The following is a 12,050-nucleotide window of genomic DNA, read 5'->3' as shown; positions in this document are numbered from 1 at the left end:
GGCGAACAACCGGCCCGTCAAGAAAGCGGCTTTGGGTAGTTCCAACTGTTTTCTTATTTTATTCTTTGTACGCCAAAAAGCTTCCCCGCACGCACTCGACGATCGGAACCGTGAATAACAAGCTCGAAAGTGAAGCCCTGCTGGCGCAGGCCCGCCTGGGGGCGATTGTCGAATCGTCCGACGACGCCATTGTCGCCAAGACGCTGGATGGCATTATCACCTCATGGAATGAGGCGGCTGCCAAGATTTTCGGCTATTCCGCGCAGGAGGCGATCGGCCAGCACATTACCCTGGTCATTCCCGATGACCGCCGCTCCGAGGAAGACCTGATCATCGGCAAGATCAGGGCCGGCGAGCGCGTTCATCACTTTGAAACGGTCCGCCGCCACAAGTCCGGGGCGGCCATTGATCTGTCGGTCACGGTATCCCCCATTCGTGACCCGGAGGGCCGGATTATCGGGGCATCGAAGATTGCCCGTGATATCTCTGAGCAGAAGCGTGAGACGGTCCGCCGCCAGGCGCTGATGCGGCTGACTGACGAAATCCGCGATGTGGAAGACGCCGACGAGATCGCTTTTGTGGCAGCGAGGCTCCTGGGTGAAACCCTTAAGGTCAGCCGGGCGGGATATGGCGTGATCGATACGCTCAACGAGACGATTACCATCGAGCGTGACTGGAATGCGCCCGGTATAAAAAGCCTGGCCGGCGTGCTGCATTTCCGTAATTACGGCTCCTACATCGAAAACCTGAAGCAGGGCGAAACCGTGATCTTCGCCGATGCCGAAACCGACCCGCGAACCGCCGGCTCTGCTGCGGCTCTGAAAGCGATCAGTGCGCAGTCGGTCGTCAATATGCCGGTCACCGAACGCGGGCGCTTTGTCGCCCTGCTTTACCTCAATCACGAGACCGCGCGGGAATGGCCGGAGGAGGAACTGGCCTTCGTGCGCGAGGTGGCGGAGCGGACCCGCACGGCCACCGAACGCGCGCGTGTCACGGCGGAACTCAGGGCGCTCAATGCCCAACTGGAAGAGCGTGTCAGCGCGGCCCTGGCGGAACAGCGCATCTTGGCCGACATCCTGGAAGCGACCGACGCCTTTGTGCAGGTCGCGGATATGAATCTGAACTGGCTGGCCATCAATCGGGCGGGTTCAGAAGAGTTCAGTCGTACTTTCGGTGTCACGCCGAAGGTCGGGGACAATATACCGACGGTTCTCAGCCATATGCCCGAGCAGCAGGCGGCGGTCCGCGCGCTCTGGGGCCGGGCTCTGGACGGCGAAGCCTTCACCGAGGTGGCCGAGTTCGGTGCCCCGGAGCGGGAGCCGCGCCATTATGAAATGAAGTTCAACCCCCTGTATGACGAGAGGGGGCGCCAGATCGGCGCCTACCAGTTCGTCTTCGACGTGACCGAACGCATACGGGACCAGGTGCGCCTGCATGAAGCCGAGGAGCAACTGCGCCAGGCCCAGAAGATGGAGGCCGTAGGGCACCTGACCGGCGGCGTGGCGCACGATTTCAACAATATGCTGGCGGTTGTGTCCGGTTCGCTGGAACTCCTCGACCGTCGCACAGCGGTTGATGATCCGCGCGCCAAGGCGCTGATTTCTTCGGCGCTTGAGGCGTCCAAACGCGCCGGCAACCTGACCCGACGCCTCTTGGCTTTCTCGCGCCAGCAGCCTCTGAAGCCGGAAGTGACCGACCCTAACAGGCTTGTGGCCGGCATGTCGGACCTGTTCCGCCATTCCCTCGGCGCAGATGTCCAGTTGGAGACGGTTTTAGCAGGTGGCGTCTGGCGCATACATGTCGATCAGAACCAGTTGGAAAGCGTCCTGCTCAATCTGGCGGTCAATGCCCGCGACGCCATGGAAGGGGGCGGCCGTCTGACCATCGAGACCCAGAACGCGCATCTCGACAAACGCTATGTCGCCAGGGAACTGGGCATCACGCCCGGCCAGTACGTCATGATCGGCGTGACCGATACCGGCAGCGGCATGGCGCCCGATGTCCTGGCCAAGGCGTTCGACCCGTTCTTCACGACCAAGGAGGTCGGCAAGGGGACCGGCCTGGGGCTCAGCCAGGTTTATGGTTTCATCAAGCAGTCGGGCGGGCACACCAAGATCTATTCCGAGGTCGGGCATGGAACGAGCGTGAAAATATACCTGCCGCGCTACATGGGCGATGCTGTTGACGGAGGCGACGCCGACCGCCTGGTGGATCTGCCGAGCAATGAAGGGTGTGAACTGATCCTGGTGGTCGATGACGAGGATCTGGTCCGGCAGTTCTCGGCTACAGCGCTGACAGACCTGGGATACCGCGTTCTCGAAGCCAGCAATGCCCAGGGCGCCCTGGCCACCCTGCTCGACCGGCCCGATGTGGACCTCGTGTTTACCGATATCGTCATGCCGGAAATGAACGGCCGCAAACTGGTTGATCTGGTGCGCGAAAAGCGCCCGGACCTGCCGGTGATCTACACCACCGGATACACGCGCAATGCGGTGGTCCACAATGGTATACTGGACAATGATGTCGAACTGATCGGCAAACCCTTCACCCTGGAGGAACTGGCCCTGCGCGTGCGTGAGGTACTGGACAGGGCCGCGCTGAAGCGGCGATAGGCGCGGAGGCGAATTTACGTGGCGGCGCCGTCTGCCAGCCTCCGGTCGCATCGATATTTTACGGGGCCTGTCATAGCTTCGCTCAACCCAACCGACTGGAGTTGACCACAATGACAAGGGCTGGCGACAAAACGGACAGCCAGAATCCGCATCCCGAAACACCCGGCTTTACCCCGGAAACGCTAAACCTGCGTGCCGAACTGAAGGCGGCCGATGAGCCGGAAAGCCAATGGCTATTTGGCGATTATACGGTTTCCACCCACCATGGCCGGGACTCGCTTTGGGTGGTCGTTCGCGGACCGGGCCAGGGCGGCATTGCCCTGCGCACCTATCCGATCATGGGCCAGAATATCATTGTCGAGGCCCATCGTCGTGAGGATGGCGGCGACTGGAAAGTCGAGACCCATTCCGGTGTTTACCGCATCAGCCTGACCTTTCTTGGCGACAATCTCCTGCGCATGATTTCGCGCCTTGTACCCTCGCATGACCTGCTGGTCGTCTTCTGGCCGCGTGATCTTTATGTGCTCGATGAAAACGACGATCCGCGTCAGGCCGAAGGCCGGGTGGAGGCGGGGCAGCGGGGTCTAAATGCCGGCCTTTGCTATCTGTGCCTTAAAAAGCCGGCCTTTGGCAGCGTGCTCTACATGCAGAATCTGACGGCACTCAATCCCTTCTTTATCGACACAAAAACCAAGCCAGACGGCGTGGTGGGCGGGCAATGGCCGGAACTCGGCTACCAGCCGCCGGGATCACCCAATGGCGACTCGCCGCCGGTCAATCCGCTGAAGGAGGGGCAGGACTACGTGATCTCCGACGCCCTGGTCAGCCTGCGCGCTGACTGCGGGGCGAACGAGTTCGAGGTGGCGCGCAACTTCGTCGAGATGCTGGCGGACATCTATCCCCATCTCGACAAACCTGAACCGGAATACCGCGACTGGATCTGGCGGGCCGACAAGACTCTGCTTGACCTCAAGACATCGCCCGATGTCATCGAGGTGCATGACGGAAAAACCTATATCCGGCCCTATGTCGCGGCGGAATATCCCGACAGCATGGTCCAGATGACGGTGCTGAAATCCCTGCGCGAGTACGAAGCCTGGCGCGGGCGCCGTGATCCGTTTTCGGATGACCTGGCCGATGCCATGGAAGGGTTTTTTGACAATGACCTGCGCACCCTGCGCCGCTACCTGCCGGATGTCGGTGACGACAAGGACCGTGACGCGGTCGATTCCTGGTATATCTACCATCCGCTGATGAACCTGGCGCGCCTGGCGCTTAAGGGCGAAGCCTGGGCCGATACTTTGTTCCGTAAGTCGATCGCCTTTACGGTGAAGGCGGCGCACCATTTCAAATACAAATGGCCGATCCAGTACGACCTGACGACCCTGAAGGTGATCGAAAAGGATCGTGGTGATGGCCTGGGCCAGACCGATGTCGGCGGCTTCTATGCCTATGTCATGCTGCTGGCGCACGAACTGACCCAAGACAAAACCTACGTCGCCGAAGCGAAGGCGGCGCTGAAGGCCTTGGAGGATGACCGCTTCGAACTGGTCTACCAGACCAATCTGACGGCCTGGGGGGCGTTGGCCTGCCTGCGCCTGTGGAAAATGGGGGACGATCCGCATTATCTCGATCAGGCCTACGTCTTCATTGCCGGCCTGATGCACAATTGCGAACTGTGGGGATCGAAGATCGGCTGGGCCCGCCACTATGCCAACTTCTTCGGCGTGACCTGCCTGCATGACGGGCCCTATATGGCGGCCTACGAGGCCTTTGAGATGTTCGCGGCATTTGATGAAGCGCTGAAGATATCTGATGCGGAGCTGCCTGAGCCGCTGAAGCTTCTGATGTGCGAATACCGGCGCTATGCACTTGATGTGCTGTGGTCCTTCTATCCCGATTTCCTGCCGGCGGAGAGCCTGTCCGATACAGTCCGAAATGGCCACCTCGACCGGGCGCTTTCGCTTCCGCTGGAAGATATCTACGGTGACGGCAGTCCCGCGGGGCAGGTGGGGCAGGAGGTCTATGGCGCCGGCAGTGCGTTCTTCCTGGTGTCGCGCGCCTATTTCCCCTGCGGTGACGCGCCCTTCCGGTTGTACGTCGATTATCCGGCCAATGTCGAGCCGAAGGACGGCTACCTCGCCATCAAACTCAAGGGGCCGAAAGGATGTATCGCGCGCCTCCGTCTGATCGCACTCGACGGCAAGGCCGGTCCGCCCGCAGTCTCAATTGACGGTCTGGAAGCCACGGGTAGGGGTGATGCCTATGTCGAATACCGTCCGATGGCCGATGCCGAGATTACGGTGCGCTGGAGCGCATGAACGGAAAGCGCCTGAATTCACAGACAGGCAAGCCGGCCAATTCCGCATTGGTTCCTAACAGAGAACCGGGCAGTATGAACGCATAATGGAAATTCAGACAGGGAGGTTCTGATGGCTCAATACCATGCGGTTGCAAACAGCCGGAACATTGGCCGCGGCATGGCCTTCACCATCCAGAGCGGCGTCCTGCGCCGGATGGATGTTCTCGATTTACACCTGGAAGAGGACGGTAAGGTCGAGGCCACGATTGAGCATTTTGACCCGACCGGGCTATGCATCAGCCTGAATGGGGCAACCTTCAAATGCCGTCCGTGGCGAATGGGGGATGCGGCGGTCAGGCGGCTGCCGGGCACGATTTCAAGCTGGACCATCGACCAGATACTGGAAGAAGCTGCGGATGCCTGACAAGGTTAGCGCTTGACCCGGTCCCTGCTTGCGCCCTAAGGTCTTACCGTTACGGCGTGGGGGCGCCTGTATGGCGAACGGGACGGGGGATAGCAGGCTTTGACGCAGACCGGGGCAACAGACAGCGCCTCACATGCCGTGGCGGGTGCCGGGCATGGCAGGGTCGATGTTGTCGAAGCCAAGCGCCTGATTGGGCAGGTCAATGGCAGTCATGACCTGCAAACCACCTTCACGGCCCTGCCCAAGCCGGATTTGAAGGCGCTGGAATTCTGGAAACGGGTTTTCAAGAATATCGGTGAATTTTTCGAGAAGGTCGCCAGTGTCTTCAAACCGCTGGCCCCCTTCATGCCCTATATTCTCGCAGCCCTGGCCATTGCCCTGATCGCGCTTCTGCTGTCGCCCTTCGTGCGCATGATGATCACCTCGCGGTTTCAACGGCTTTTTGCACGCGATCACCTGCGGGCCGACGCGCCGTGGCGGCCGACACGCGAAGCGGTGACGGCCCTGCTCGGCGATATCGACAAACTGGCGGCCGAGGGCAGTTATGACGAAGCCGTCCACCTGCTGCTGGTGCGGTCTGTGGCGGATATCAACGCCTTCCGGCCAGACCTGGTGCGCAAACATTATTCGGCGCGCGATATCCGTTCGCATCCCTTATTGCCGGAAGCGGCGCGGCCCGCCTTTACCGAAATTGTCCGCTGTGTCGAAAAGAGTTATTTTGCCGGCATAGCCGCCACGCGCGCCAATTTCGAAGCCTGCCGCGCCGCCTATACCGCCTTTATTGCCGCCGAGGGGATCGCCTGATGGCCAAACCGGCGGCAACAAAAAAGACCTTCGGCCAACATATTGGGGCCAGGATCGGCAAAGCCTCCGGCTGGCTGCCGGCTGTGGCGGCCTTTCTCTGCCTGTGCTTGTTCGCGGCGGCGGCCATCACGCTTTTCGATGTCAATTCGGTGCCGAAAACGGGTCAGAAAGCCAATGCGACCGGTCTTTCGGCGCAAGGCACGGCGGGCCTGCGCCGCCTGCTGGAGGCAAGGGGACACGAGGTCATTGTCAACCGCATGGAAGACGGCCCGCTGATCGAGCATGGCGACCTGGAAATCATCACGCTCGATGATGACGGCGGCACCCTGACCTATGCCTATCATTTCGACAGCGACGATACGTCGTCAGCCTCTTCGAGCAGCGCGTCTTCGGCTGAGGTTTCCTCGGCCAATGCTGCCTCGGCCAATTTCACCTCGGCCAATGCCACCTCGGAAAGCGCCGCCTCCGTCAGCGCCTCAGCCAGCGGTGACGCGGACGAGGAAACGGGCTCCGCGACTCTGATCCCCGATCCCAGACGATCGAAACACGTCCTGCGCCAGCCGCTGGGCAAGGTGGTGCTGGTCGTGGCGCCAAAATGGAACGCCGGGCCCGATCCGCGCAACCGCTACTGGGATCGCGGACCGACCCTGGTGGCGACGGCGAATGTCATTGACAGCCTGGGCTTCCTGTCGCCGGTCAGCGAGGTGCCGGCGCCGAAAGATGACAGACAGGCGATGGCCAGGGTAAAAGCCTCGCCGCCGGGGACGCAAACCGTGCGCAATGGCGACAGTCTGGTGACGTTCGATCGGCCCCCCTATATGCTAAAACGCGACATGCGTCCGATGGCCGGGAAAGCCGAAAAGGGGACAGCACAGCCCTTTGAGCCGGCACCGCATCTCTGGACTTTCCGCCCGGCCCAGGGCGGCCCGTTCAGCGCCCCCGTTTCCGTGGGCGCGATCACCGGCCTGCAATCGATCACCGGACCGAATCTGAGGCCGCTGCTTGTTGGTCCCAATGGCGAGGCAGTCCTGTCACAAGTCATCGTCACAGGTAATCGCCCGCAACCGAAGGCGCCGATATACCTGCTTAGTGATCCGGACCTGCTCAACAACCAGATACTGGCCGATCCGGAAAAGGTCGTCGCCGCCCTGAGCCTGATCGATGCGATCAGCCCGCCGGCGGAGAAGCCCGGCCGCGTGGTCTTCAACCTGACCTTCAACGGCATATCGACCGATCATGATCTGCTGCACGCCCTCAGCCGTCCGCCGTTCATCGCCGTACCCCTGTGCCTGCTGATCGCTGGCCTCGGCCTGATGTGGGCGGCGTTTTCGCGCTTTGGTCCGGCCCGCGAGGCGCCTGTGGAGCCGCCCCTGGGGCGCGGCGTGAAGATACTGGCCGATAATGCCGCCCGCCTGATGGCCATCACCCTGAAAGAGGTTAAGCTGGGGCCGGCCTATGCCGACCTGGTGCGCGATCAGGTTCTGAAGGATAAGGGATACCGGCTGGGCGTCAGCCCTGAAAGCCCGGACGATCTCGCCGAGCGCCTCGGCCAGGCGCAAAAAACGACCGACTCCTTTATCGACCTCAAGGCCCGTGCGGCCAAGGTCATGACCGTACACCAACTCATCGATATCACACTCAAGCTCCACGCCTGGAAGACGGAGATACAACGTGCTCATACCTGACATCCAAGCTCTGGCCGCCCGGCTGCGCGCCGAGATCGGCAAGGTCATCATCGGCCAGACCGATACGGTCGACCTGCTGCTGACGGCGCTGTTTTCCGGCGGCCATGTGCTGCTCGAAGGCCCCCCGGGCACCGCCAAGACCCTGCTGGCGCGCGTTTTCTGCCAAAGCTTAAGCCTCAAATTCGGCCGCATCCAGTTCACGCCGGATATGCTGCCGGGCGACGTGCTGGGCTCGAACCTGTTCAACTTCCAGACATCGAGCTTCACCCTGACCAAGGGGCCGATTTTCTGCGACCTGCTGTTGGCCGATGAAATCAACCGCACACCGCCAAAGACCCAGGCCGCCCTGCTCGAAGCCATGCAGGAACGGTCGGTGACGCTCGATGGCGTCAGGCATGATCTGGGCCAGCATTTCACGGTCATCGCCACGCAGAACCCGATCGAGCAGCAGGGCACCTATCCGCTGCCGGAAGCCCAGCTCGACCGTTTCCTGTTCAAGCATGTGCTCGGTTATCCGAGCCTTGAGGAAGAAAAGCGCATCGTCGATACCGCCGGCAATGCGGCCGCCACCGATCCGGTGCTGGCCGGCGTCTCGGCCGTTCTCAGCGCCGCCTCTCTGGCGGAGGCGATCCAGGTCGTTTCCACCGTCAAACTCAACGACGCCAATCTCAACTATATCGTTGCCCTGATCCGCGCCACCCGTGAAGCGCCCCAGCTTTCCGTCGGCGCATCCCCGCGCGCCGGCGCCCTGCTGGCCCGTGCCGCCCGTGCCAGGGCGGTACTCGATGGCCGCGACTATGTGCTGCCGGACGATATCAAGGCGCTCTATTCCGCCACCATGCGTCATCGTGTCCTCTTGTCGCCTTCCGCCGAAATCGAGGGCGAAAGTGTCGATCGCGTCCTTCAGGGACTGCTTGAAAGAATTGAAATACCCCGCTGATGCCCATCTATCCCACACCGCGACTGCTGATCCTGTTGGCTTTGAGCGTGCTCGCTGCGCTCGGCATCGGGATATTTGCGCCCGGTTTGTGGGCCTGGGTGCCGCTGGCGGCGGCCCTGCTGTTTGTCGCCGCCCTGCTGGATGGCATGTTCGCGCCGGTCGGTGCCGGCCTGACTTTCACCATAAGACCACCGGCCGTTCTGGGCGTTGGCCGGACCGTCGATGTGCCGTTCGAGGCACGCTTCACAAAGTGGCGGCAACCGGCGAATATCGAATTGCGTCTCGGCCTGCATCGCCTTCTGCTGGCCTCGACCTATGAGCGCCGGCTGGCGCGGCAGGACGGCGCATTTCATGGTACGCTGAACCTGAAAGCCATGGCGCGCGGCCGTGGCGATATCGATGCGGCCTATATCCGCTGGCAGGGTTTCCTGGGCCTGGTCCATGTCCAGACGCGCATTCCGCTCGACAGCGAAATCGTCGTGACGCCGGACCTCCAAGGCGTCGAGCAGGATGCCGCCGACCTGTTCTCGCTCGATAATATCTACGGCGTCCGGGTGCAGAACCAGCTATATAACGGCTCGGAATATCATGCCCTGCGCGAATATGACGCCTCGCAGGATCACCGCCGCATCGACTGGCGGTCGTCGGCGCGGCACATGAAGCTGTTTTCGCGTGAATATCAGGCTGAACGAAATCATCATATCGTGCTGGCTTATGATACCGGCCGCCTGATGGGCGAACCGCTCGGCGGGCTGAAGCGGCTTGATCGCGCCATCTATGCCGGCTTGCTGCTCGGCTATACGGCGCTGAAGATCGGCGATAATGTCCGCACCTTCGCCTTCGCTGCCAAGCCCTATCACATTGCGCCGCCGATCTCCGGTACCAACGGGTTCGCCACGCTGAAATACCAGTTGTCGGCGCTGGAGGATTCGCCGGAAGAATCCAACCATACCCTGGCCTTGGCCGATCTCAATGCCACCGTGGCGCGGCGATCGCTGATCATCCTGTTTTCCGATTTCATCGACGAAATCAGCGCCGACCTGATGTTAGAGAGCCTGAACCGGCTGTCGAAGAAGCATCTGGTGCTGTTCGTCGCCTGCCGGGACGAGGTGGTTGAAGCGCTGATGGCGAAAACACCGGCTCAGGCGGAAGACGTAACGCGAGCGGTTTTTGCCCGCCGTCTGGCCAGCCAGCGCGAACGCGTGCTCACGCAACTCCGCCGCCAGGGCGTCGAGGTGCTGGAAACGCCGACCGAGCAGATGGCGACAGCGATCGTCAGCAAGTACCTGGCGCTGAAACGCGCCGACCGGCTGTAGGGGAGGGACGAGATGAACGACGACATTCACACGCCGGCTGACGCCCCAAAGCCCGTCCTGAGGCTAAAAAGCCAGAAGTTCCGCGAGGCGCGGCAATCGGACTGGCGCGCCCTCTCGACGCAACTCGACAAGGTGGAAAGGCGCGGCCTTGGCAGCTTTTCCATCGATGAACTGCTGAACCTGCCGCTGCTGTATCGTTCGGCCATGTCGTCGCTCTCCATGGCGCAGTCGATCTCGCTCGACCGCAACATGATTACCTATCTTCAGGCCCTGTGCGTGCGGGCCTATGTCTATGTCTATGGACCGCAGACCCGTCTGAAGGACGTGCTCTACAGCTTCTTCGTCCTGGGTTGGCCGCGCGCCGTGCGCAAACTGGGCGGCGAAATTGCCTTGGCCTTCGCCACCCTGGTGGCGGGCGCCATTGCCGGCTGGCTGATGTGCGCGCACGATTCCACCTGGTATAATGTCTTCCTGCCGGGCGAACAGGGCAGTCGCGGTCTGGACTCTTCGGCGGAGGACCTGCGCAAGACCATAGGCGGCAATCCGGAAAACCATGCCCTGTCGCCCTTCGCCGTCTTCCTGATGACGCACAATGTCGGGGTGGCGATCTCGACTTTTGCCTTTGGTGCGGTGTTTGGTCTGCCGACCTTCGCCCTGACGCTCTATACCGGCATTACGCTGGGCGCCATGGTGTGGCTGTTCGCGCAGCAGGGGCTGGGCTTTGAATTCGCCGCCTGGCTGACCATCCACGGCACGACGGAACTGTTCGCCCTGGTCATCGCCGCCGGATGCGGCTTCCATATCGCCCGCCGGCTGATGTTCCCAGGCGACGCCACCCGCAAGCAGGCGCTGCGGGAGGCAGGCACCCTGACCGGCACGGCCATGATCGGCGTCGCTGTCATGCTGACGGTGGCCGGCTGCCTGGAAGGCATCGGCCGGCAGATGATCACCGATCCGTTTGCCCGCATTGGCATCGGTGCGGTCATGCTGACAATCTGGGGGCTCTATTATACCTCTATCGGTCGCAGCAAACCGGGGGAGGGCGCCTGATGGCCAAACCTGGCAAGCGCGACCTGGCCAGCGATGCGCCCTATGGCGAAATCGGCCGCACGGCGTCGGAAATACTGACACCCGAAGGCGTCGTCCTGCCCTTTATCAATGCCACGTTCGGCGAGCGCGTCGGCGCCCTGCTGCTCGACTGGCTGATCATGATCCTGGCGCCGGTCATCGTACTGATCATCTGGTTGATCCTGCCGCTGGAGCATGTATTCGACAACGGCAAGAACAAGGCGCTGGGCTCGTTCGTGCTGATCGTAGCCATGTTCTTCCTGTTTTTCCTGCGTTCCGGCTATTTCATTCTCTTCGAGATGGGCGTGCGCGCCGCTACCCCTGGCAAGCGGGTCATGAAACTGCGGGTCATTTCGCATGATGGTGGCCGGCTGACCCCGGCGGCGGTCTTCACGCGCAATGCCCTGCGCGAAGTCGAACTTTACCTGCCGGTGACCCTGATCTTCGCCTGGTCGGCCAATCATTCGGCCGGCTCATGGCTGGCTTTTTTATGGGCGCTGGCCTTGCTGCTCCTGCCCCTGTTCAACAAGCAACATGCCCGTCTGGGCGATTTCCTGGCCGGTACGCGCGTCGTCCACATGCCGAAGGCATCCCTCAGTTACGATCTGGCCGACCTGGAAGGCGACCGCAATCTGGGGCTCAGCTTTACGCCGGATCAACTGGCCTATGGCGAGATGGAACTGACCGTGCTGGAGCAGGTGCTGCGCGAACGCAAACCGGCGGTGATGAAGGCGGTGGCCGCCCGGATCAAGGCGCGGATCAACTGGGTGGACCCGAAAAACGATCCGCCGGGTGACGAGACTTTCCTGCGGGCCTATTACGGCGCCCTGCGCGCGCACCTGGAAGCGAAGATGCTGCTCGGCCGCCGCCGTAAGGACAAGCACGATGCGCCTGTGTGA

Annotated in this window: 9 protein-coding genes; all 9 read left to right on the top strand. The window is 61.8% G+C overall.

Annotation, left to right across the window (positions count from 1 at the left end; genetic code table 11):
• The first annotated feature begins 110 nt into the window (after positions 1-110).
• The gene (locus tag ACTHND_RS16250) at positions 111-2,612 is read left to right on the top strand and encodes a PAS domain S-box protein (RefSeq protein WP_440179015.1); all 2,502 of its coding nucleotides are present in this window, start codon (positions 111-113) and stop codon (positions 2,610-2,612) included.
• Between the two features lie 110 nt (positions 2,613-2,722).
• Positions 2,723-4,933, top strand: a complete 2,211-nt coding sequence (locus ACTHND_RS16245; RefSeq protein ID WP_440179014.1) for a hypothetical protein — start codon at positions 2,723-2,725, stop codon at positions 4,931-4,933.
• Positions 4,934-5,044: 111 nt separating this feature from the next.
• Positions 5,045-5,338 carry a hypothetical protein gene (locus ACTHND_RS16240; RefSeq protein ID WP_440179013.1) on the top strand — a complete coding sequence of 98 codons (294 nt, stop codon included), beginning with the start codon at positions 5,045-5,047 and terminating at the stop codon, positions 5,336-5,338.
• A 99-nt stretch (positions 5,339-5,437) separates the two neighbouring features.
• A complete protein-coding gene (locus ACTHND_RS16235; protein WP_440179012.1) occupies positions 5,438-6,142 on the top strand; it encodes a hypothetical protein in 705 nt (234 codons plus the stop codon).
• The gene (locus ACTHND_RS16230; RefSeq protein WP_440179011.1) at positions 6,142-7,827 is read left to right on the top strand and encodes a hypothetical protein; all 1,686 of its coding nucleotides are present in this window, start codon (positions 6,142-6,144) and stop codon (positions 7,825-7,827) included. Before ACTHND_RS16235 ends, ACTHND_RS16230 begins: the two co-directional genes overlap by 1 nt.
• A complete protein-coding gene (locus tag ACTHND_RS16225) occupies positions 7,814-8,767 on the top strand; it encodes an AAA family ATPase (protein ID WP_440179010.1) in 954 nt (317 codons plus the stop codon). Before ACTHND_RS16230 ends, ACTHND_RS16225 begins: the two co-directional genes overlap by 14 nt.
• A complete protein-coding gene (locus tag ACTHND_RS16220) occupies positions 8,767-10,083 on the top strand; it encodes a DUF58 domain-containing protein (RefSeq protein WP_440179009.1) in 1,317 nt (438 codons plus the stop codon). The genes ACTHND_RS16225 and ACTHND_RS16220 overlap by 1 nt, the downstream gene beginning before the upstream one ends.
• Before the next feature lie 12 nt (positions 10,084-10,095).
• On the top strand, positions 10,096-11,133 hold the full coding sequence (locus ACTHND_RS16215; protein ID WP_440179008.1) for a stage II sporulation protein M: 1,038 nt from the start codon (positions 10,096-10,098) through the stop codon (positions 11,131-11,133).
• Positions 11,133-12,050: an RDD family protein gene (locus ACTHND_RS16210; protein WP_440179007.1), complete on the top strand. Its 918-nt coding sequence runs from the start codon at positions 11,133-11,135 to the stop codon at positions 12,048-12,050. Before ACTHND_RS16215 ends, ACTHND_RS16210 begins: the two co-directional genes overlap by 1 nt.

This window comes from Asticcacaulis sp., from assembly GCF_051954415.1.
In the GTDB taxonomy this organism is placed as follows: Bacteria; Pseudomonadota; Alphaproteobacteria; order Caulobacterales; family Caulobacteraceae; genus Asticcacaulis.
Note: the sequence above shows the minus strand (reverse complement) of the source record. Positions and strands in the feature narration are given on the sequence as shown.